Annotated in this window: 16 protein-coding genes; 14 read left to right on the top strand and 2 right to left on the bottom strand. The window is 45.0% G+C overall.

Features of this window, described 5'->3' with window-relative positions:
* The first annotated feature begins 54 nt into the window (after positions 1-54).
* Positions 55-582 (top strand): DUF6586 family protein, encoded by a 528-nt coding sequence (locus tag JMX97_RS07860; RefSeq protein WP_201556589.1) that lies wholly within the window; start codon positions 55-57, stop codon positions 580-582.
* 228 nt (positions 583-810) lie between these two features.
* Here the strand turns inward: JMX97_RS07860 and JMX97_RS07865 are convergent, their stop codons facing one another.
* Positions 811-3,492 carry a penicillin-binding protein 1A gene (locus JMX97_RS07865; protein WP_201556590.1) on the bottom strand — a complete coding sequence of 894 codons (2,682 nt, stop codon included), beginning with the start codon at positions 3,490-3,492 and terminating at the stop codon, positions 811-813.
* Between the two features lie 201 nt (positions 3,493-3,693).
* Between JMX97_RS07865 and pilM the strand changes: the two genes are divergently transcribed.
* The 11 genes from pilM to JMX97_RS07920 all read left to right on the top strand — a co-directional run bounded on the left by pilM (position 3,694) and on the right by JMX97_RS07920 (position 20,429).
* Positions 3,694-4,749 carry a type IV pilus assembly protein PilM gene (gene pilM / locus JMX97_RS07870; protein ID WP_201556591.1) on the top strand — a complete coding sequence of 352 codons (1,056 nt, stop codon included), beginning with the start codon at positions 3,694-3,696 and terminating at the stop codon, positions 4,747-4,749.
* The gene (locus JMX97_RS07875) at positions 4,749-5,408 is read left to right on the top strand and encodes a PilN domain-containing protein (protein ID WP_201556592.1); all 660 of its coding nucleotides are present in this window, start codon (positions 4,749-4,751) and stop codon (positions 5,406-5,408) included. Before pilM ends, JMX97_RS07875 begins: the two co-directional genes overlap by 1 nt.
* Complete coding sequence (locus JMX97_RS07880; RefSeq protein ID WP_201556593.1) at positions 5,405-6,127, top strand: type 4a pilus biogenesis protein PilO; 723 nt, start codon at positions 5,405-5,407, stop codon at positions 6,125-6,127. The genes JMX97_RS07875 and JMX97_RS07880 overlap by 4 nt, the downstream gene beginning before the upstream one ends.
* Positions 6,127-6,660 (top strand): pilus assembly protein PilP, encoded by a 534-nt coding sequence (locus JMX97_RS07885; protein ID WP_201556594.1) that lies wholly within the window; start codon positions 6,127-6,129, stop codon positions 6,658-6,660. Before JMX97_RS07880 ends, JMX97_RS07885 begins: the two co-directional genes overlap by 1 nt.
* 27 nt (positions 6,661-6,687) lie before the next feature.
* Complete coding sequence (gene pilQ / locus JMX97_RS07890; RefSeq protein ID WP_201556595.1) at positions 6,688-9,072, top strand: type IV pilus secretin PilQ; 2,385 nt, start codon at positions 6,688-6,690, stop codon at positions 9,070-9,072.
* Positions 9,073-9,238: 166 nt separating this feature from the next.
* Positions 9,239-9,808: a shikimate kinase AroK gene (gene aroK, locus JMX97_RS07895; protein WP_201556596.1), complete on the top strand. Its 570-nt coding sequence runs from the start codon at positions 9,239-9,241 to the stop codon at positions 9,806-9,808.
* A gap of 94 nt (positions 9,809-9,902) precedes the next feature.
* Positions 9,903-11,027, top strand: a complete 1,125-nt coding sequence (gene aroB / locus JMX97_RS07900; RefSeq protein WP_201556597.1) for a 3-dehydroquinate synthase — start codon at positions 9,903-9,905, stop codon at positions 11,025-11,027.
* 137 nt (positions 11,028-11,164) lie between these two features.
* Positions 11,165-12,271, top strand: coding sequence for a hypothetical protein (locus JMX97_RS07905; protein ID WP_201556598.1), 1,107 nt, complete (start codon positions 11,165-11,167; stop codon positions 12,269-12,271).
* A 732-nt stretch (positions 12,272-13,003) separates the two neighbouring features.
* On the top strand, positions 13,004-17,467 hold the full coding sequence (gene gltB, locus JMX97_RS07910; protein ID WP_201556599.1) for a glutamate synthase large subunit: 4,464 nt from the start codon (positions 13,004-13,006) through the stop codon (positions 17,465-17,467).
* Positions 17,468-17,609: 142 nt separating this feature from the next.
* Complete coding sequence (locus JMX97_RS07915) at positions 17,610-19,031, top strand: FAD-dependent oxidoreductase (RefSeq protein WP_201556600.1); 1,422 nt, start codon at positions 17,610-17,612, stop codon at positions 19,029-19,031.
* 186 nt (positions 19,032-19,217) lie between these two features.
* Complete coding sequence (locus JMX97_RS07920; RefSeq protein ID WP_227671517.1) at positions 19,218-20,429, top strand: FUSC family protein; 1,212 nt, start codon at positions 19,218-19,220, stop codon at positions 20,427-20,429.
* A 79-nt stretch (positions 20,430-20,508) separates the two neighbouring features.
* Here the strand turns inward: JMX97_RS07920 and JMX97_RS07925 are convergent, their stop codons facing one another.
* Positions 20,509-21,645 carry an ABC transporter substrate-binding protein gene (locus JMX97_RS07925; RefSeq protein ID WP_201556602.1) on the bottom strand — a complete coding sequence of 379 codons (1,137 nt, stop codon included), beginning with the start codon at positions 21,643-21,645 and terminating at the stop codon, positions 20,509-20,511.
* Positions 21,646-21,968: 323 nt separating this feature from the next.
* Here JMX97_RS07925 and JMX97_RS07930 point away from each other — a divergent pair, with 323 nt between their 5' ends.
* On the top strand, positions 21,969-22,766 hold the full coding sequence (locus JMX97_RS07930; RefSeq protein WP_201556603.1) for a 3-oxoacyl-ACP reductase: 798 nt from the start codon (positions 21,969-21,971) through the stop codon (positions 22,764-22,766).
* Positions 22,767-22,818: 52 nt separating this feature from the next.
* Positions 22,819-23,076, top strand: coding sequence for a hypothetical protein (locus tag JMX97_RS07935; RefSeq protein ID WP_201556604.1), 258 nt, complete (start codon positions 22,819-22,821; stop codon positions 23,074-23,076).
* The last annotated feature ends 52 nt before the right edge of the window (positions 23,077-23,128 follow it).

Consider the following 23,128-nt stretch of genomic DNA (forward strand, 5'->3'; position numbering starts at 1 on the left):
CGTGGCTGTTTTTGATTAATATGAGTTCGTTATTAATATAAGGATAAAAGGCGTATGGCAGGTAAAACTCGCGTTGCCAAATATCAAGCAGATCGTACCAATCAAAAGTTATATTTTTGTCGTCTGGCCTGTCAAGCTGCGGGTAGCAGTAATGATAAACAGCACTATCAAGCACACTGTGAGACGGCTATCTTTCATTTGCATGGCACTTTTTTGGCATTATTGCAGGAGCTGAGTCATTTTTATGGTTTGACCATGACGGCACCAACGTTGGCAGATATCGAGCAAGCGTTGAACGATCGTACGCAAGTCTCACCAGAAGTACAGCGTCTACAGCAGTTGCAACAACAAGGGTTTTTAGCGAATATCGAGCGCGCTTATCAACGCTGCTTGTATGCCGTACCCTCTGACAACTCAGCTGATGACAGTGTAAGTACTACTGAGACACAATCACGGGACATCATCGTCAATGTGGTTACTTTATCGAATCAATGGTTACCGGATGAAGCGACCATACGTGAATGGCGACAGCAGTTTTTAGAGCTCATCGAGCAATTACGTGCGGGGATGGTAGAATTTTAGACGTGATATCGAAGGTAGCATAAACAGCCAGTTAATAAACATGCATAATATAACTGTTTAAACGATAAAAGTAAGTAGGGTAGGGTTTATTTGCTCTTAGTAGGACCAATAAAAATGCTTGTTCAGCTATTACTGAACAAGCATTTTTTACGCGTTAAACATCAATAGCGGCTTTTTAATCTAAGGAGCTTCTAATCTAAGGAGCTTTTAATAGCTAGGCCTATTGCTTTATTCTGGCAGCGGCGGCATACGCTCAGCGGGTGTTACTGATAGTTGGTTTTGCGGCACACTACCGCTATTACGTTTTGGTGTTGTGGGTTTATCTGATGGGTTATCTGACGGTTCAGTAGGCTCAGGCTCAGGCTCAGGCGTTTTACGCTGCTGAGTTTTGGGCTTAACCGGTTTTGCCACTGTACGGGTATCTACATCCTTACCATCAGGAGCGATAATGCCGTCATCAGACATCTCTATCACTTGCTGCTTTTGTTTCTGGGATTTAGCACGGTTATTAATAGATACCCATTGGGTAGGGGTATCTTCAAGCTGTGCTTTCATAAAGTCCATCCATACCGGTAACGCTGCTACTCCGCCATATTCACGGCGACCTAAAGTTGATGGCTGATCAAAGCCCATCCATACTACGGTAGCATTGGTCGGATGAAATCCTGCAAACCACGCATCTTTGGCCTCGTTGGTGGTTCCGGTCTTACCTCCGATATCGCTACGACCTAAGGCTTTCGCCCGCACTCCTGTACCGCGCTGTATCACATCACGTAAGATATCTGCCATATCATAAGCAACCCGCGACTTTATAATTCGCGGTGCTTGTATAGCACGTAGGTGTTGGACTACTGGCGCTTTTAGACGATCTGCTGCTGGGGTTGCATCATAAACACTTAAATTGAGAGCCGCACTTTTTTGTTGAGTATTATTTTGTTCTATATTCTCATCATTCTCTGAATTTTGCTCTTCAGTAGCTGCTTGCTCGTTATTAGAATCAGTAGCAGCGTCTTTATCTTCAGCCGATTTATTATAATCTTCAATTAGCTTTTTATTGAGCTCATCGACTTGCTCGTTAAAACATAAGGCACAAGCTTGCTGCGGATTGGCTTGAAATAACAGCTTATTCTCATAATTATAGATTTGTTCGATAAAATAAGGTTGTACGCGGTGACCACCATTGGCAAAGGTTGCATAAGCAGTGGCCATTTGTAAAGGCGTTGCTTGTCCTGTACCGAGAGCCAGTGACAAGGTTGTTGGTAGCTTTTCTTTATCTAAACCAAACTGATCTAATAAATCGCGAGTACCTGAAATACCAATAGCTTGTAGCAGGCGGATCGACACTAGATTACGCGATAAGTATAGACCCCGACGCAAAGTAATATCCCCTAAAAAACGATCGTCAGAGTTTTTAGGTTCCCAATCTCCTACTTGAATAGGGCGGTCTGAAACAATACTATCAGGACGATAACCTTTTTCTAAAGCCGCTGTATAAACCAGAGGCTTAATGATTGAACCCGGTTGCCGCCAACCTTGTAGCGCGCGGTTAAATTTACTATGGTTAAAATCAAAACCGCCGACTAAAGCATTGACAGCTCCGGTCTCCGGATCTAAAGATACCAAGCTGCCTTGTATATCAGGTATTTGTGTCAGTTGCCAATTGCCGTTAGCGGTGGGTATTAGTCGGATAATATCATTTTCACTAACGATCTGTTGTGCATTATCAGGAAGATAGCCGATACGGTCCGCTGAAAAATACTTGCGTGCCCAGCTCATCCCATCCCAGTTAACTGTCACAATTTCACCAGAGGGTATTTTTGCCTCAAAACTACGTGAGTTGACTTTAGTCACTTTGGCAGGAGACATACTGCTATAACGGCGGAAATTTTCAAGGGGTTCGTCTTTAGCCTCAGCACCGCGCCAACCATGACGATGCTCATAAGCAATCAGACCGGTTAGGATGGCGGCTTCGGCTTCGACTTGTGCTTCGCTGTCAACTGTTAGTCGCACACGCCAGCCCCCATTTACCACTTGTTCGCCGTAGCGATTGACCAATGCATAGCGGGTCATTTCTGCCAAATACGGCATATTGACATCAAGCTTTTCTTGATACAAATTAAGGCCGACGGGTGAGTTAATAGCGTCGTCATATTGAGCTTTATTGATATAGTCCAGTTCATGCATACGGCCAATGATCCAGTTACGCCGAGTAAGAGCACGGCTAGGATTGGCGACCGGGTTGTACTTAGAAGGCGCTTTTGGTAAACCTGCTAACATTGCCATCTCAGCAATAGTAAGGTTCTCTAATGATTTGCTATAGTATTTTCTGGCAGCGGCGCGGATACCATAAGCCCCTTCGCCTAAATAGATCTTATTGACATAAAGAGTCAAAATATCATTTTTGCTTAGCTCGTCCTCTATCTTACGGGCCAAAAATAGCTCAGTAAGTTTACGGTTTAAGGTACGCTCTGGGCTCAAAAAGTAATTTTTGGCAACCTGCATGGTAATGGTTGAGCCACCGGTTTGAGTGTCGTCATCAGTAACCACTTCGGTAACCGCGCGTCCGAGGCCTGTGATGCTAATACCACTATGTTGGAAGAAAGAGGAATCTTCAGCCGCTAAAAAGGCATGAGTTAGGTCTTCAGGAATGTCTTCAAAAGTGACAGGTAAAGATAGGCGATTGCCATATTGACCAATTAATTTGTCATCGCGGCTGTAAATCTGTAGGGGCATCTCCAAATTCGCGGTCTTAATCTCTTGAATGCTGGGTAGAGTTGGCGATATATACATGGCCATACCATAAAAGCCAATAGGCACAGCAAGTGCTAAGACGACGGCCAATGCCAGACAGGCAATAACTAGCCCCACTAAAGAGCGAATGAGACGAGCGGTAGCATTTTTTTTGGTCATAATAAGACTTATTGGTTAAAATTTGCAACAAATGAAGTATTATACCTTGAACAAAATAGCCAGGTTATACTAAAAGTGTAATTGGGCCTGAATTGTTTTTTAAATACTTGAATCTGTCTATTAAGTAACGTATTGTATTCAATTATTACAAATGTTATATATAATTGTTAGATTTTACATTCCATATAAGGTGTAGAGCTTTTGAGGCTATTTTCTTCCAAGAATCGACATTTGATTGGGGTAGATGTTTGTGCTACTTCAGTAAAGCTAGTTGATATACAGCGCCAGCAAGGAATATTCCACCTAAAATCATATGGTATCGAAAAATTACCCTTAGGCGTAGTGGTTGATAAACTTATTGTAGATACCGAAGCGGTTGGAAATATCATCGCTAGTTTAGCACGTCGCTGTCAGGTAGCTGGCAGCGATGCTGCAACCGCAGTCTCAGGGTCAGCAGTGATTACTAAAGTTATTGATATGGATATGGTGCTTAATGACATTGAACGTGAAGCTCAAATTCGTTTGGATGCCGATCAATATATCCCTTATCCGCTAGAAGATGTCAATTTAGACTTTGAAGTACTAGGTCCGTCTTTAATAGACGATAACATGGTACAAGTCTTGCTGGCGGCCTCGCGCTCAGAAAACGTAGATCAACGGGTCGATGCCCTGACCTTTGGTGGTTTGCAAACTAAAATTATAGATATTGAAACGCATGCTATCGAGCGTGCTTTTGGGCTTATGGTAGACAATTTGCCCAATATGCCAGAGCTGGTTGCTTTAGTCGATATTGGACACAATCAAACCACTTTGTATGTCGCTAAAAACGGTGAATTTGTTTATAGCCGAGAGCAGTTGTTCGGTGGCAGTCAGCTGACAGAGGCAATCCAAAACCGCTATGGCTTATCATCTGAAGAGGCGACCATTAGTAAGCGTGAACGCACTTTGCCTGATGATTACTATCCTGAAGTTTTAACTCCTTTTATGGAAAACGCGATTCAACAAATTACCCGATCTTTACAGTTTTATTTTTCCTCGAGCCAGTACAGTAGCATTGACCATGTAGTGATCGCCGGTGGTAGCAGCTCTATTCCCGGTTTTGCAGGCATGATACAACAGAAGCTTGGCGTAACTGTCAGCGTAGCCAATCCATTTATAAATATGACCATTGATCCGTATGTGGATAGTGAGCAGCTTGCAATTGATGCGCCAATTTTAATGGCCGCTTGCGGTCTGGCGTTAAGGAACTTTGACTAATGGCTCGTATTAACCTATTGCCATGGCGGCAAGAAGAGCGCGAACGCCGCAACAAAGAATTCATTACCTTAGTCGTTGCAGTGACTCTACTCGCGTTATTGGCTGCATTTGCTTCATGGAGCTATTTTAAAAATGAGCTTGATGAACAACGCGATGCCAATGCGCTGATTGTACAAGAGAACAACCGCTTAGATACTGTGCTGACGGACATTGATAGTCTAGAGCAGCGCCGCGAAAATATTATCTCACGTATGCAAGTTATCCAAGATCTACAAGGTCGGCGTCCCGTCCCTGTCCGTTTATGGGATGATCTAGCCAAAGCTATACCCGCAGCGCTCTATCTAAATAATCTCAAGCGTGAAGGTGACCTGCTGACGCTAACCGGTCTTGCAGACAACCCGAACATCGTATCAAGTTTGATTCGTAATCTTGATAGTAGTAAGTGGATGGGTGACTCGGCTGTTCGTAACATTCAGCAAAATATTAGCGCTTATGAGACCGCACCTGCTCTTAATCAGACCACTACTACGGGTGAACAGCCACGTCCAATTTATCCTGAAGACAGTTATGTGCAGTTTGTGGTGACCACAAAAGTGCAGTCAGAAACCGCCGCACCCGCTGAAACTGACAGTAGCACTGGGCTTGGAGGTGAATTATGAAGTTTAGCCGCAAAAAAAGCCTAATCAAAACCAAAAAAGCCGCTGTACGCCCTAAAAAACAGTTCAATCTTAATGAATTTCGGCGTAGCTTTGAGTCATTAGATTCTGAAAACTACGGCAGCTGGCCCTTGCCTGTTAAAGTAACGGTGATTGCATTTATTGTCGCTCTTATTGCTGCTCTATCATGGGCGTTACCGATTAGCAGTAAAATCGATGATATTAAAGCTGCTGAAAGTGAGCAGCAAACTTTGCTCGATAGCTACCGCGAAAAAGAATCGCGTGCCCGCCACTTGGAAGCTTATAAAGCACAAGTTATTCAAATGGAAACTGAGTTTAATACCTTACTCGATCAGCTACCAAAAGACACCCGCGTGTCAGAGCTGGTAGAGGGTATTAATATGACCGGAGTAGGTAGCAACATACGCTTTCAAGACATTTCGGTGGAAGCTGAAATCGAAAACGAGTTCTTTATTGAACAGCCTATTCGTATCGCTGCGTTAGGGGAATACCATCAGTTTGGTAGCTTCATCAGTGGTCTTGCCGCCTTACCGCGCATTATTACTATGCACGATTTTGAAGTCAGTAATCCCCAGCCCAGCTTAGATGTCTTACCGGAGCTTAATTTGGTATTACAGACTAAAACCTATCGCTCAAAAGAAGCGGCGACTGAAGTTGACGAGACCGTCGCTACGGCTGATGACAATGCAGGAGGCAACTGATGATTGTCAAAAAACTGCCTACGCTGCTGATGTTAAGTGTCACCGTCTTATGGCTGACTGGCTGTAGCGATCGTATTGGGATGGCGGAGCAAGCGATGGCTGAGGTACGTAACCAGCCGGCGCAGGCTATTGAGCCGCCGCCAAAAGCTGAGCTGGTAGAGGATTTCGTCTATAGTGCCAATATGCTACGCAGCCCATTCTTGCCACCAAGCTTAGTCAATGTACAAAGCCCTACTGCCCCTATTGATGGTGTGCGACCTGATATCACGCGGACAAAAGAACCACTCGAACAATATGAGCTAACGCAACTGACCTTTAGCGGTATGATAATCTCACCCGAGGGCCAGCAGTATGCGTTGGTACAGCGTCCTGACGGCTCGGTTGCTAGTGTCAAAGTGGGTGATTATCTTGGATTAAATGACGGCCGTATTGTTGAAATCACGCCGACCCAGATTAATTTGATTGAAATTGTGCCAGACAGCCGCGCAGGGTTTGTTGAAAAACCCCAGTCGCTGGTTTCTCCTATAAGTTAAGTCGGCAGATTTTTTGAGGAATAAATAATGACCGTACGCAATAACAAGGTAATGACGATGAGCAACCGCGTATCTTCTGCCTTTGCCATACCTGCATTGGCAATCAGTATGGTGGCGATTAGCAGTAGCGCCTATGCTGATCAGCGCATCAATAACGTCTCTGTGATACAGACAGCACCAGCAGTCACACAGATGCGCTTGGGGTTTTCAAACGTGCCAGTTCTTCCTGCTGCTTACCAGCTTGATGATCCGAGCCGTTTAGTATTAGATTTTGAGCAGGTACAAAATGGACTTGCTAGCCGCTTTAATGATTATAATATCGGTATGATCAATGATGTCACTACCTTAAGTAATGACAGCACTACTCGTCTTATTGTCGGCTTAAAGCAATCTGGCAGTTACACTACTGCTATTGATGGTAATAATCTACTGCTGACCATCACTGACCCTAACAGTCCTATTGTTACCACCAACCGTACTAGCACTAACTCTGTTATATCAGCGCCTATTGTAAGAGCAACCGATAACGCAGCGATAACGACTACGGCAGTTGTCACACCTATTGTTGAGCGTAACAGCGTGGCCGTTGCTCCTATTATCACTAGCTCTACGGGTGTTAAGAATCAAGTACCTGCTGATACTATGGTGGTACGAGTCAATCCTTTATTAGATCCAAGTCTTGCGGCCTCACAAGTGAGTAAGCAGTATAGTTATGATGGTCTGACGGCGCTTAATTTTTCAGCAGGGAGCAATGGCGGCGGTAATGTCAGTATTGCTCTTGCCAACGAAGCTATACCCGTTGATGTCCAGCGCCAAGGTAATAAGCTGGTAGTACGCCTGACGGGCAGTACGGTGCCTAGAAGTTTATTGCGCCGATTGAATATCAATAGTGGTCTGGTCGATAGCGTTGATACCAAAAACCAAGGACAAAATGGGGTTATCACCATTAATATGACCGGTGATTATGAGTATCAAGCCTATCAATCGGGCAACCAACTTAATATTGGTATCAGTAAGCCTGCGCTGCTACGCGAGCCGACCCTAGAAGAAAAAGTCTATAGCGGTGAAGCGCTGTCGATGGAATTCCAAGACGTTGAGGTTCGTAGTGTTTTAGATATTTTAGCCCAGTTCACTAATATGAACATCGTCGCCAGTGATTCGGTAACTGGTAGTATCACCTTGCGCCTTATCAATGTACCTTGGGATCAAGCGCTTGATATTATTCTGAAAAGTAAGAACTTGGGTAAACGTGAGAATGGCAACGTTATTTTAGTCGCGCCAACTGTTGAGCTTGCGCAACAAGAAGCGCAAGAGCTCGAAGCCCAGCAAGTGGTGCAAGCTTTTGAGCCGCTAAGAACAGAGTATATTCGTCTAAGCTACGCTAAGGCGGCAGATGTGCTGAACCTTATCTCTGATGGTAGTGGGCCTACAGGTAATAGTGGTGGTGGTATTACTACCAATCGTGTCGATGACAACAATACGTTACTGTCGAATCGTGGTACGGTAACCATTGACGATCGTACCAACACTTTGATTATTAAAGATGTGGCATCAAGTATCGAGAACATTCATAAGCTCATCAGCAAGATTGATATTCCAGTGCGTCAAGTAATGATTGAGGCACGTATTGTTAGTGCTACTGATACTTTCAGTAAAGAGATCGGCGTACGTTGGGGTATCTTATCTAACGGCGCTGCTACTAATCGTAACTTACTGGTTGGCGGTAGCAATCAGACCTTAGCGGACCTTAAAGACTTTGATGTAGAGACCACTACCGTCAATGGGCAAACGGTCTCCTATCCTTCATACGATATTACGAGTCCTGATAACCTAAACGTGGACCTTGGCGTCGCCAACCCTGCTGGGCGTATCGCTTTTGGTTTGCTTGGCTTGTCAGATTTTATGCTTGATCTTGAGCTATCTGCTATGCAAGCAGACAATCGCGGTGAGGTGATCTCTACGCCTAAGATTTTGACCGCGGATAAACAAACGGCAAAAATCTCATCGGGTACCCAAATTCCGTATCAAGAAGCAGCGGCAAGTGGCGCAACCACCACCAGCTTTAAAGAAGCAGCCCTCAGCTTAGAAGCCACACCGAACATTACTCCTGATGGCAAAATTGGTCTACAACTGAACATTACCAATGGTACACCAACAATTATCAATGGTGATATAGCGATCTCTGAAGACGCTCTCTCAACCAACATCATCGTCGAAGACGGTCAAACCATCGTGCTTGGTGGGGTCTTCAAAAACCGTATCTCTAATGGGGTGGACAAAGTACCCTTCTTAGGAGACTTACCTTATATTGGCCGCGCATTTAGACGTGATGTGCGTAGTAACAATAAAGAGGAGCTGCTAATATTTATAACTACCAAGCTTATAAATGATGGTATTAGCCGGTTAGATTAATATTGCTGTATTGATATCTAACAAAGTAAAAAAGCAAGCCTAAGCGCTTGCTTTTTTATGGGCTGATCTTTACGATTGGTTGGTTTTTATCGATAATAATCGCGGCTCGTTACTAGCCAGAATATCGATGACGTTGTATGATAGCTAATTTAACTGAGTGAGTATTATGGTTGAGGAATTGCCGTCGGTATTTTTAGTGGGACCGATGGGAGCAGGGAAGACCACCATTGGCCGGTTGCTCGCCAAACAATTAGGACGCGCGTTTGTAGATAGTGACTGGTATATCGAGTCGCAAACCGGCGCTGATATTCCTTGGATCTTCGCTAAAGAAGGCGAGGCGGGTTTTCGCGAACGTGAGACCCGGGCAATAGATGAGCTGACGCAGAAAAAGCAAATTGTATTGGCGACTGGCGGCGGCGCAGTGATGTGTGCTGACAACCGTGAGTTCTTGCAGCAACGCGGTATAGTTGTTTATCTCAATGCGCCAGTTGATGTGCAAATGGCACGCACTGCTAAAGATAAGTCGCGGCCGTTGTTACAGCAGCCTAATCCTAGAAAAATATTGCAAGAACTATATAGCGCCCGCGATCCACTATACCGACAGGTGGCGCATATAATCCTGCCTACGGGTCATACCTACCCACGACATATGGTCAATCAGTTATTACAGCAGCTTGAATCGTTTTCTGTGTCTGTCTCTATTGTGAAGGACTCACCAACGTCTGAAGACGAATAATTATAACAAGACGTGAGATTGGATTAATCACAGAATGTATCAATAAAGACGTTTAGAGAAAGTTAACCTATTAAAGATACTTAAGGAGTATTTCATGGCAACGCCACTGTTTCATGATGGCTTAACAGTACATACTCAAAATCATGATTATCCTATTGTCATTACTGAAAAAACGACTACTGAAAAAGATGCCAGCGCAACAATTACTATGGCAGAGCAAGTTGCGCCCTATATTAGTGGTCAACAGGTATTGATTGTAACTAACGAGACGGTTGCTCCTTTATACTTACAACCACTACAAAAGCAGCTGGCAGAGCAATTCACAGTGAGAGTTTGTGTGCTGCCAGATGGCGAACAATACAAAAACCAAGCCAGTATCAACCAGATTTATGACGAGCTGATGGCGCAGCACTTTAACCGTGATGTGACCCTAATCGCATTGGGTGGCGGGGTGGTCGGTGATATGACGGGGTTTGCGGCAGCAAGTTTTATGCGCGGGGTTAATTTTATTCAAATTCCAACCACGTTACTGTCGCAAGTCGACTCGAGCGTTGGTGGCAAAACGGGTATCAATCATCCGCAAGGCAAAAACATGATTGGTGCGTTTTGGCAGCCGCAAATGGTATTGGCTGATATGAGTACCTTACAAACCTTGCCTGCACGTGAGCTATCGGCAGGGCTGGCTGAAGTCATCAAATACGCACTGATTATGGATGTGAATTTTTTAACGTGGCTTGAGCATAATTTACCAGCGATGATGGCACTAGATCTTGCCATATTAGGCGAGGCAGTGAAACGTTGCTGTGAGCATAAAGCCGCTGTTGTGGCGCAAGATGAAAGAGAGGCTGGCTTGCGGGCGCTATTAAACTTTGGTCACACCTTTGGTCATGTGATTGAAACCCATGAAGGCTATGGTAATTGGCTACATGGCGAGGCGATTGCTGCTGGCATGGTACAAGCCGCTGAATTGTCACAGAAAATGGGCTGGTTGAGCGTCAATGAAGTGGTACGTATTAAGCGTGTCTTAGCGTTAGCCAATTTACCCACCACACCGCCACCTATTGCTGTCCAGACTGCCTTGGATTTAATGGGTCATGATAAAAAAGTGAAAAACGGACAAATCCGTCTGATTTTGTTAAAATCACTAGGACAAGCGGTATTAACGAATGACTTCGATGACCAACTACTCACTGACGTATTGTCACAACACACTTCATAAAGCGTCAGAAAGCTGGTTGTGTAAATCAGTTATGTAAATTAAGGGTGTAACATAGATCTATTAGCGATATTAATATCGTTATACCTATCTGCATTTCTTATCAGTGAGTTTAATTATATTTTATCAAGGATACACTCATGGCAGCCTCAAGCTCGACGACTCATCCCGCTCGCCAGTCATATCGCCGTCAAGCCCTGATTTGGCTTGTAATGACTTTGCTATTAGGGGTTATCACTGCCCTAATTTGGATGTTTAGTCAGACTCCAGCGATGGGTGCCAAAATCGAAAATGAACCGATCTCAGCACCACAAACGCTAGGTAGTGAGCTGGAACAGCCTTTATCGATTGAAGCGCTGCATGAGCTTGATACTGATGTACAGCCAATTAATTTTGAAGACACTATACGCGACCTGCGCAGTTATCCTGATGAATTTAAAGACAAGCGCTATCTGCTTGCTAATAAAGGTAAATGGACCGTACAGGTGATGAATGTCGCTGAAAACGATGTTATTGTAAGCTATCTAGAAGGTCGCAAAGATCGTAAAAAGTTCTCTTACTTCCGTTACCTTGATGATGAAAATCAGCTGCGTTATATGCTTACTTATGGATTGATGAGCAGTCCGCAAGAAGCGGTTGGTGCTGCTAAATTGATAGACTTTAGGCTGCCTGACGATGTGCGTGTACTGGCCGAAGAAATCAGCCGCTACGTTAGTATTATAGATAATTATGAACGCCCTGGCTCTATAAAAGACTTAAGTGCTAGACGCGCCCGTTCTGTTAATTTGAGACCGACCAAGCGTGAAGTGCCGGTTCGTCAGCAGGCTCAAGCCGCCACTGAGAATAGCGTCAGTAACTCAGCGACAAACAATAGCGGTAACTCTAGCAGTCAAGAAGCAAATGATAATAGTCGCAATGCTGAAAGTATTCGTCAATCAGAGGATACCTCGGCCACCTTATCGGTTACTGAAGAGCGTACCGTGGTCACTGAAGACCAAAGTTCGTTTGGCTCACCTGCGCAAAATGATGATAACCTGCGCAAATCTGAACCAGAAAGCAAAAGATCAACAGGAACAGGAACTGATAACAGCTCGCTTAAAAAGCCACCAATTGTCACGCCTAAACCGCCCAGTGCTACTAGTAGTAGCTCAAACGCTAGCTCAAATCCTGGTAGTAGGAATGCAAACTCAGGCGCCGCCAAGAACAATAACGACAGTATCAAAGAGCTGATAGAAGAAAAAAAGTGATTAATTTTGGATTATGACAGTCGCTTATCATGAACCCGCCAGATGTTTTGTTTGGTGGGTTTTTTTATGGGTGAATGAGTATTAGATTTTGTTTTTTTTACGAATTACTCGTCGATGATTGTGCTCATATATTATCCTGATTAAGCTATATCATTCTTATACGGTTTGCTCAAAAAAGCCATTACTGTGATTTATCAATTTTTAAACCATTAAAATTAAAAGGTACAGCCATAAAAACTGGCTGGTCAAATGACAGAAAAGACTAGATTTTTCGCTAAGCATTCACTAAGATAATGGTAGTCGACACTCTGTATAGTTATGGTAAACTATCATTTGATCAGAAATCGTATGATACCTTTCACTATAGTTTCATAGCCTCAAGCGCTGCTACTAGTATAATAAGCATGATTTTAAGTGTTATTATTGTCTTGACGATTGCAATCATAGTAATAACGGTTATTTATATCAAGCGTATTGCAAGTAGCACAATCCCTCATATGATCTCCCTTTCCAGGGTTATCAAGGCGCTTGAAAACAGAGCGTCTGATATTCAAACGTAGTCAAGCGCCGTATTATTGGGTACTCAACCAATCGATTATCGTTCGCTGAACGTGTCGTACCATTTTTCATTCGGTGTTACGAATATCGACCATCAGCCCGTTCTGCTTGCGGGACTCAGCTTATAATCCGCATTGGATGCATATGCTGCCCGCTCACTTAAAAGGACTAGCCATGTCAATGATCTCCTCCCAGACGCATCTGGCCACACCAGATGATTTCTCTGATAACTGTGGTTTTGGTTTAATTGCTCATATTGAGGGACAAGCCAGCCACGATTTGGTAAAAACAGCCATTCATAGTCTAAGCTGTATGACTCATCGCGGCGGTGTTGCGGCTGATGGCAAGACCGGAGACGGTTGCGGCCTGCTTCTTGCGATGCCCATTGCATTCTTCAAAGAGATTGCCATCGAGCAACAGTTAGATATTAGTGATAATTTTGCTGTCGGTATGGTGTTCGTCAATCTCGACGATACTAAGGCGCAGCACAGCCAGCAGGTATTGGCTGAAGAAGTCACCGCCCAAGGTTTAGAAGTGGCTGGCTGGCGTGATGTGCCACTTGATTTGAGTATTGTTGGCGAGATTGGCCGTGAGACGCTACCGGACTTTAAGCAGATTTTTGTTAATGGTCCTGCTAGCCTCGAGGCTGATGACTTTAATCGTAAGCTGTTTGTCGCGCGTAAAAAAGCAGAGCAACGTTTGAGTGATGATGAGCTATTTTATGTCTGCTCACTGAATTGCCAAACGATTATTTATAAAGGCTTGGTGATGCCGTCAGATTTACCAGCGTTTTTCTTGGACTTACAAGATGAGCGTTTGGCCTCACACATTGTGGTATTCCACCAACGTTTTTCGACCAACACCTTACCACGTTGGCCACTGGCACAACCGTTCCGTTATCTGGCTCATAATGGTGAGCTCAATACCATTACGGGTAACCGTAACTGGTCTGAGGCGCGTACGCCAAAATTAAAATCAGATAAACTACCGAACTTAAATGAGCTACGTCCGCTAGTCAATAGCACTGGATCAGACTCATCAAGTTTGGATAATATGCTTGAAGTACTCATGTCAGGCGGTATGAACTTGTTCCATGCTATGTCCATCCTTGTGCCGCCAGCGTGGCAGAATGTTGATAGCATGGATGTGGACTTACGGGCGTTTTATGAGTTTTACTCACAGCATATGGAAGCATGGGATGGGCCAGCAGGTCTGGTTCTCCAAGATGGCCGCCATGCAGTATGTATGCTTGACCGCAATGGTCTGCGTCCATCGCGCTGGGTCACGACTACGAACGGCTACATCACCGTCGCCTCTGAAATTGGCGTTTGGGATTATGAGCCAAAAGATGTGCTCGCCAAAGGCCGCGTAGGTCCTGGTCAGATGCTGGTCATTGATACCTTGACCGGACAGATCCTAGACACCCAAGCTATCGCTACCTTGCTCAAAGAAGCCCATCCGTATCGTAAATGGCTGCGCGAAGAGGCCACGCGTATTCGTGATGATGAACGCTTAGAAGAAGAATTGGCAGCGCAATCATGTCGCGGTGATAAGCTCAAAACCCTGCAAAAAATGTATCACATTACCAATGAAGAGCGTACGGAAATCATTCGCCCCAATGCTGAAAATGGTCAAGAGCCGGTCGGTTCAATGGGGGATGATACCCCGATGGCCGTACTGTCACAGCAGATTCGCCATGTAGGTGACTTTTTTCGCCAGCAGTTTGCCCAGGTGACCAATCCACCGATTGATCCGCTGCGTGAGTCCATCGTCATGTCGCTACAAACCTGTTTGGGCGCTGAGACTAATGTATTTTCGCCTTCTGCCAAAGATGCCCATCGTATTATTTTGTCGTCGCCGGTGTTGTCTGCTAGTAAAATGCAGCAAATTGAGACGTTAGATGATCCTGCATTTAAGATATCTCGTATTGATCTAAACTACGATCGTACCTCAGAGCTTTCTGATGCCATTGTGACTATCTGCGAGCAAGTGGCAAGCGAGATTCGTGCGGGAAATACCTTGATTGTATTGTCCGACAAAGATATTGACGCCGACAAAGTACCTGCCAATGCCATTATGGTGACGGGTGCAGTACATCATTATTTGATTGCTGAAGGCATTCGTACTGATGCTAACTTAATTATCGAAACTGGTCTGGCACGTGATTCGCACCAAATAGCAGTACTGATTGGCTTCGGCGCGACCTGTGTTTATCCCTATTTAGCTTATGATGTCATTGATGACTTAGTGGCGACCGGTGAGTTGCTTGGTGATCCTATTCAAGCGCGGGTTAATTTCCGCAAAGGCTTGGACAAAGGCTTACTGAAAATTTTATCAAAAATGGGTATTTCTACCGTTGTTTCTTATCGCGGTGCCCAGTTATTTGAAGCAGTTGGTTTGTCTGAGCCTGTGGTTGATATGTGCTTTAAAGGCGTTCAAAGTCGTATTAAAGGCGCAACCTTTGCTGATTTGGCTGCTGATCAAGCACAACTAGCGGCCAATGCATTTAAGCGCCGTGCACCGCTCGATCAAGGTGGTTTGCTAAAGTTTGTCTTTAATAAAGAATATCACGCCTTCAACCCTGATGTGATTAACAGCTTACATACGGCGGTACGTACTGGTGATTATGACAATTATCGCCACTATGCCGATTTGGTTAATAGTCGTCCGGTCGCCACGTTACGTGACTTATTACAGTTAAAAACGGACAACAGCATTGACGTGAATGAGGTCGAAGACATTGCGAATATTTTAACGCGCTTTGACTCGGCTGGTATGTCGTTAGGGGCATTGTCCCCTGAGGCACATGAGTCGATAGCTATGGCGATGAACACCATCGGCGGTCGCTCAAACTCTGGTGAGGGCGGCGAAGACCCAGTACGTTACGGCACCTTGCGTAACTCAAAAATCAAACAAGTGGCCTCTGGTCGCTTTGGGGTAACACCCGCTTATCTACGCTCCGCAGAAGTCATGCAAATTAAAGTGGCTCAAGGTGCCAAGCCTGGTGAAGGTGGTCAGCTGCCCGGTGGCAAGGTAAATGCCTTGATTGCCCGCTTACGCTATTCTGTACCAGGGGTGACCTTGATTTCACCGCCACCGCATCACGATATTTATTCTATCGAAGATTTGGCACAGCTGATTTTTGATTTAAAACAAGTCAATCCTGATGCTTTAGTTTCGGTTAAACTGGTCTCACGTCCAGGTGTTGGTACCATTGCAACGGGCGTGGCAAAAGCCTTTGCCGATCTGATTACCATCTCAGGCTACGATGGCGGTACCGCAGCCTCTCCGCTGTCTTCTATCCATCATGCAGGCTCTCCGTGGGAGTTGGGGCTCGCTGAGACTCATCAGTCGCTACGGGTCAATGGTCTACGTCATAAAGTGCGTATCCAAACTGATGGCGGTCTTAAGACTGGCCTTGATGTGGTCAAGGCAGCGATACTGGGCGCCGAAAGCTTTGGCTTTGGCACGACTCCGATGATTGCTGTTGGCTGTAAATATCTGCGTATTTGTCACCTTAACAACTGTCCGACTGGGGTTGCCACTCAAAAAGCTGAGCTACGTGACAAGCACTTCATTGGTGAAGCTGAGATGTTAATTAATTTCTTTAAGTTTGTTGCGACTGAAACTCGTGAATGGCTGGCTGCATTAGGCGTACGTAGTATGGAAGAGTTGGTCGGTCGTACCGATTTGCTCGAGATATTAGAAGGCACAACCGATAAGCAGCGCCATCTTGATTTAACACCTTTATTGTATAGTCATCCCGCAAGCGCGGGCGCCCCAGAAACTTGTCAAGTAGCGCGTAACGAGCCGTTTGATAAAGGGTTGCTGGCTGAGCAAATGATTAGCGATATGCTGCTTAATATTCGTCAAGGTAACGGCGGTGATTATAGCTACGAAGTTGGTAACTGTGATCGCTCTATTGGCGCGCGTATCTCAGGTGAGATTGCCCAAGTATGGGGCAATCTGGGCATGAACGATATGCCTATTAAGCTGCACCTTACCGGTTCCGCAGGGCAAAGTTTGGGCGTATGGAATGCAGGTGGCTTGCATATTGAGCTAGAAGGCGACGCCAATGATTATGTGGGTAAAGGTATGGCAGGCGGCGAAATTGTCATCTATCCACCCGAAGGTTCGAGCTTTGTGGCCCAGAACACCGCGATTATTGGTAATACCTGTTTATATGGTGCCACTGGTGGCAAGCTGTACGCTGCTGGTACCGCGGGTGAGCGCTTCGGAGTGCGGAACTCTGGTGCGCATGCGGTCATTGAAGGCACAGGCGATCACTGCTGTGAATATATGACTGGCGGAATAGTGACCATCCTCGGGCGTACCGGTCTCAACTTTGGTGCTGGGATGACAGGTGGTTTCGCTTACGTGCTCGATATGGAAGGCGATTTTTTTGATCGTTGTAACCATGAGCTGATCGATCTCAACCGTGTCTCTAGTGAGCAGACCGAAGGGCATCGTATCTACTTACAACAAGTGATTGAAAACCATGTGGAAAAAACCGGCAGCGTATGGGGTCAAGCTATACTGGCTGACTTTGAGCATTATGCCCGTAAGTTTTACTTGGTTAAGCCCAAAGCGGCGAACATTGCAAGCTTGCTTAAAACCACAATGGCAGACCCACAATAAGGGTCGTAGGCCATAGGTTTTGAGTTAAGTTTTCAGTTCACATGTGTTAAGCAGGCAAGTGACAGCGTTTATTGCGCCGTACCATTTTTATAAAGGCGGCATGTAACCGCTGTCACCGCCCCCTATTAAAGAGAGTTTGATCATGGCAAAACGCTTAGATAATGATTTTCAATTTTTAGATGTGCCGCGGCTTGAGCCGGTTAAAAAAGCTATCGTCACCCGTGCGACAGAGTTTGTTGAGATTTATAAGCCTTCCGAGAGTGAGTCGGTTGCCCAGCAATCACATCGCTGCCTCCAATGCGGTAACCCTTACTGTGAATGGAAATGTCCAGTACATAACTACATCCCTAATTGGCTTAAAATGGCAACAGAAGGGCAGATATTTCAGGCGGCAGAACTGTGCCACAGTACCAATACGCTACCTGAAGTGTGCGGACGTGTGTGCCCCCAAGACCGTTTGTGTGAAGGTGCCTGTACTCTCAATGATGGCTTTGGCGCAGTCACTATCGGTAACGTGGAAAAATACATTAACGATACTGCCTTTGCACTCGGCTGGCGTCCGGATATGTCCGATGTGGTTTGGACGGATAAAAAAGTCGCTATTATCGGCGCAGGGCCTGCTGGTTTAGGCTGTGCCGATATTTTGGTCAGAAATGGCGTGACGCCTGTTGTTTTTGATAAGCGCCCTGAAATTGGTGGTTTACTCACCTTCGGCATTCCTGAGTTTAAAATGGAAAAAGATGTCATGCGTAACCGTCGTGTGATTTTTGAAGGCATGGGCATCGAGTTTCGCTTAGAGACAGAAATCGGTACTGACGTTAGTATCGATGAGCTGCTAACTGATTACGATGCAGTGTTTATGGGTATGGGTACTTATACTTATATGCGTGGCGGTTTCGCTGGTGAAGAGCTAGAGGGCGTCTATGATGCACTAGATTACTTGATCGCCAATGTTAATCGCTGTAATGACTGGGAAACGAATCCAGAAGAGTATATTGATTTAAAGGGTAAAAAAGTCGTGGTGCTGGGCGGCGGAGATACAGCGATGGACTGTAACCGTACTAGTATTCGTCAAGGTGCTGAGCGAGTATTCTGTGCTTATCGCCGTGATGAAGAAAATATGCCCGGCTCACGTCGTGAAGTGGTCAATGCACGTGAAGAAGGGGTTGAGTTCTTATTTAACCGCCAACCGACCGAAATTATTGGCTTAAACGGCAAGGTTAATGCCGTAAAAGTCGTCACTACGCATCTGGGCGCACCAGACAATCGTGGTCGTCAACGTCCTGAACCGATTGCAAACTCTGAAGAGATCATTCCTTGTGACGCGGTGATTATGGCCTTTGGTTTCCGTCCTAGCCCAGCTTACTGGTTTGAAACGCAACAAGTGGCCATGGACAGCTCCGGCCTTGTATTGGCCGCAGAAGAGCAGACCTTTAAGTTCCAAACTAAGAACCCCAAAATCTTTGCTGGTGGTGATATGGTACGTGGTTCTGATTTGGTCGTAACGGCCATTTGGGAAGGTCGTGAAGCGGCCGAGGGGATATTAGACTTCTTGGAAGTTTAGTGTTCTAGCATGTTTTGACCTCTAACGTCTTTTATCTTTTAATAGGTGAAAGGCGTTATTTTTTTGGTAGACGAGATAAGACTGTGCTGTCGGCTGGCAGTGGCCTTTTATTTTAGGCTAATGTCTCACTTAAAAGCGTCTTACTTAAATTTTTTACTTAAAAATCACTTAAAAGAGTATCCCTGCGTGAAATCTATTCTTTGGCAGCGTGTTACTGCCCCGCTTACTGAGCCTTATGCGCGCTATCAGCACGCTGATGTTTTGCATGCCATACGTTTGGGTATAGCCGTTATACTCGCGCTATTGGTCAATAAAGTTACTAACTTCCCGCATGGCGAATGGACGACCATTACTGTTTTTATCATTTTGGGCCTATTACAATATCAAGGTGCCATCTATACCAAGGCGAAAGAGCGCGTACTTGGCACGTTACTAGGTATTGGTGCCGCGCTTGGTATTTTGTGGTTTAGCCAAAATGTGGGCGCATGGTTGTGGGTAGATTATGCGCTCATTGGCCTGATAAGTGGCATCATTGGCTATCTTGCGGTTAAGAATTTAGGTTATACAGGGTTGCTGACCGGTATTACCATGTTAATGATCGTCTCAAATCTAGGCCAAAGCAGTATCGGTCAAGATGGCATTTATCGCGCCCTTAATATCTTACTCGGTACTGGCGTTGCGGTAGCGGCGACCTTAATTTTACCGCTGAAGTCTACTTTGATGTGGCGATTTTTACTGGCCAGTAACTTGGATGCCTGTAGCAGTCTTTATGCTGGGGTGGGTAATCACATCGATGCGGCTGAGGCGTTGGGGGATGAGTCTGTTCAGCACGTAAACCCAGCTGCCTTTGCCGTCGATGGCGTGCCTGTTGATAAAACATTAGTCGCGGAGCTACAACAGATTAATAAGAGGCTGTTAGCCGTGCGCCCGCATATTGCAGCGACCGCTAGTGAATCAGGGATCAAAAAAGTGACGCTTGAGACTATTCAGCGTACGCATCGCAATATTATTGGTACGATTGATTTATTGTTAAGTGCTGCGCCGCGCTTGGCGAATATTGAGATTGATGAAGACAATCATATCTTACTCATGCATTATCAGCATGAGCTGACCCAAGCCATGCAGCATATGGCAGCGGTACTGCGCAGCCCCAGTGATGAAGTGTTTCGCCCTATTACTCGTATTGCAGTGTCGGAGTATCCCAGTGTTCAAAATTTGGCGTTTGAATGGCAAGGATATTTTTGGTTGACGCAAACGTTGCAAACCCAGTTGCAGCAGCTTAGTGACTTACTGCAAGAGACTAAACCACACTGGTATGCGGCCTCCGGTCTGAGTTATCAGCGCCGTGAACAGCGCAGAATAAAAGAGCAGGGCGGTGAGACGGATTTGCATTTATAAATATAAAAAAACGCTGACCGGCAACGATCAGCGTTTTTTATTGGTGAATCTTGATCAATAAGGCTTTAAACAATTACGATTAACGGCCGGTTTTAAGCTTATTCCAGTACTGTTGATAAACTTGTAGCGCATCATCGCCCACATCTTCTTGGAACTCAGCGTTCGCTAACACTTCTTTGCTAGGATAAATAATGGGATTGTTTCTGACATCATCAGTCATTAGTTCACGTGCCGCGAGGTTAGGTGAGGCATAGCCAATCTCCTCACTCACAATTTTAGAGTTCTCTGGGCGTAGCAGATAATCAATAAATTTATGCGCCGCGTCTACCTGTTTGGCGTTTTTAGGGATAACAAAGTTGTCCATCCATAATATCGCACCTTCACTTGGGTATTTATAAACCAAGCTAGTCAGACCTTCGTCATTGGCTATCACGGCTTCACCATTCCAAGTCATACCAAGATTGGTTTCACCTTCGATATAGGGCATGCGCGAGGCATCCGAATTAAAGGTTTTGACATTTGGCATCAAGGTAGTGAGCTTTTCATAAGCGGCTTTGATTTCATCAGGATTTCTGCTATTACCTGAGTAGCCAAGCGTCAGTAGCGACATGCCAAACACTTCGCGCATATCATTCATCAGCATCACCTGACCTTTGTACTCAGGACGCCATAGATCATTCCAGCTATTGACGGTTGCAGGGTCGATCGCATCGCCATTAATGGCTAGACCCGTGCTACCCCACATATACGGAATCGAGTATTTATTCTCAGGGTCAACCTTAGTATTGGTAAATGAGGTGTCCAAATTCTTAAAGTTGCTCAGTTTTGATTTGTCCAGCTCTTGCAGTAAGCCTTCTTTGGCCATTTTTTCGACATAATAAGTTGATGGAATTGCAAGGTCATATTGGCTAGAATCATCGAGCAGTTTTAGCTTGGCATACATCGCCTCATTGGAGTCAAAAGTAGTGTAATTGACATTGATACCAGTCTCTTTTTCAAAGCCATCAAGAATCTCTTGTGGCATATATTCTGACCAGTTATACAGATTGAGTGTGACATCACTGGTGGCCGCGCTATCGGTAGCAGCGTTATCAGAATTGCTACAGCTCGCGAGCGTAAATCCAATAGCTGCGCACAATAGCGCTTTGGGTAGCATTCGAGTAGAGGCGTGAGCAGCGGTGCTAGTGGACCGGTGTGACGATGATAAGTGGGTCAAAATATCTCTCCTAAAGTCAGTCAAATGCACAAAAAATCGAGGCGTAATAAATAGGTAATAGCAATGTAAATAGCTACGGTAATGACCGCGATTTTACTGTTATGGTTATTGAATATAGTGATTTAAAGGGTAACGAGTTGAATTCATTTGGTTTATCTCAGTCGATTATCACAAAAACAACCACAAGATAGCCAAAACAGGGCAGATTGTACCGTATCCGATAACGAGGTGTAAGCATGCTATGATTGGTGCAATTCGGTTGATAACACCGCTAGAATAAATATTAATTTTTATAAATATAACACAATAAAGGATTACACATCATGACTCAGTCCCACGCCACCATACCAGCACTACTAACAGATAAAGTCGCAATCGTCACAGGGAGCAGTCGAGGCCTTGGTGCACAAATCGCGCAGCAAATGGCAGCAGCAGGTGCTATTGTGTGTGTGAATTATCTCAACAGTAGGGACAGTGCAGAGGCAGTAGTTGCTAATATTGTAGCGGCAGGCGGGCGAGCTTTTGCCTATCAAGGTGACGTGACCGATTTAGCACAAATGGAAGCGATGGCAACTGAGGTCATCAAACGTTTCGGACGTATTGATATATTGGTCAATAATGCTTTGCCTAACTATCAGTTCAATCCAAGCGCCGATTACACCAGTATTGAGACCGTCAAATGGGCGCATTTTTCCCAGCAAATAGATGGTATCGTCAAAGGAGCGGTTAATACAGTACAAGCGGTATTGCCACAAATGAAAACCCAGCAGATGGGTAAGATTATCAATATCTCTACCAACTTGGTTTATAATCCGGTGGTAACCTATTACGACTATACTACGGCAAAATCTGCCTTGATAGGTTTGACGCGCAATCTAGCGGCGGAGCTGGGACAATACGGTATTCGGGTCAATTTACTGGCAGGTGGACTACTTAAAACTACCGATGCCAGTAGTCTGACCACTGAAGAAGTCTTTGATTATATCGCTACTACTACGCCACTGCGCCAAGCAACCTCGGTAGCGGACTTTGCCAATTCAGTATTACTAATGTCGTCTGACTTGAGTGCGGCAATCACTGGTCAATCTATCGCTGTTGATGGTGGGTTGACTATGCCTTAGTATTTGTACCATTCGCTAACCAAATTTGATGTAATGGTACAAGAGAGACAAAATGAATAACCGTAAAACTGCTGGCATTATCACTGCTGTGGTAGGCTTATCTGCCATTATTGCCTTCTTCAATGCGGGCATGGGCACATCAGTTCTAAGCTGGCCACTGGAAGCGTATCTTGGCGTGGCTTTTACTATTGGCTGGTTGACCAGCATGCCAACATTTTTGGCTTATTTAATCGCTGCATTGATATTTATTTTGATTGCTATAGCCTGTTATAAGTTGGGCAGTTGGTTTTATGGATTGGTTGCAGGTTGAGGTTTAATTTCAGAAAATAAAAAAATCCTTGCTAGATAGTAGCAGGGGTTTT

It is taken from the genome of Psychrobacter sp. 72-O-c (assembly GCF_904846605.1).
In the GTDB taxonomy this organism is placed as follows: domain Bacteria; phylum Pseudomonadota; class Gammaproteobacteria; order Pseudomonadales; family Moraxellaceae; genus Psychrobacter.

What these genes read in the sequence shown, in the direction of transcription:
- JMX97_RS07860 (WP_201556589.1), top strand. Translation starts at nt 55, where the DNA reads ATGGCAGGTAAAACTCGCGTTGCCAAATATCAAGCAGATCGTACCAAT.
- JMX97_RS07865 (WP_201556590.1), bottom strand. Translation starts at nt 3,492, where the DNA reads ATGACCAAAAAAAATGCTACCGCTCGTCTCATTCGCTCTTTAGTGGGG.
- JMX97_RS07875 (WP_201556592.1), top strand. Translation starts at nt 4,749, where the DNA reads ATGGCTCGTATTAACCTATTGCCATGGCGGCAAGAAGAGCGCGAACGC.
- JMX97_RS07880 (WP_201556593.1), top strand. Translation starts at nt 5,405, where the DNA reads ATGAAGTTTAGCCGCAAAAAAAGCCTAATCAAAACCAAAAAAGCCGCT.
- JMX97_RS07885 (WP_201556594.1), top strand. Translation starts at nt 6,127, where the DNA reads ATGATTGTCAAAAAACTGCCTACGCTGCTGATGTTAAGTGTCACCGTC.
- pilQ (WP_201556595.1), top strand. Translation starts at nt 6,688, where the DNA reads ATGACCGTACGCAATAACAAGGTAATGACGATGAGCAACCGCGTATCT.
- aroK (WP_201556596.1), top strand. Translation starts at nt 9,239, where the DNA reads ATGGTTGAGGAATTGCCGTCGGTATTTTTAGTGGGACCGATGGGAGCA.
- aroB (WP_201556597.1), top strand. Translation starts at nt 9,903, where the DNA reads ATGGCAACGCCACTGTTTCATGATGGCTTAACAGTACATACTCAAAAT.
- JMX97_RS07905 (WP_201556598.1), top strand. Translation starts at nt 11,165, where the DNA reads ATGGCAGCCTCAAGCTCGACGACTCATCCCGCTCGCCAGTCATATCGC.
- gltB (WP_201556599.1), top strand. Translation starts at nt 13,004, where the DNA reads ATGTCAATGATCTCCTCCCAGACGCATCTGGCCACACCAGATGATTTC.
- JMX97_RS07915 (WP_201556600.1), top strand. Translation starts at nt 17,610, where the DNA reads ATGGCAAAACGCTTAGATAATGATTTTCAATTTTTAGATGTGCCGCGG.
- JMX97_RS07930 (WP_201556603.1), top strand. Translation starts at nt 21,969, where the DNA reads ATGACTCAGTCCCACGCCACCATACCAGCACTACTAACAGATAAAGTC.
- JMX97_RS07935 (WP_201556604.1), top strand. Translation starts at nt 22,819, where the DNA reads ATGAATAACCGTAAAACTGCTGGCATTATCACTGCTGTGGTAGGCTTA.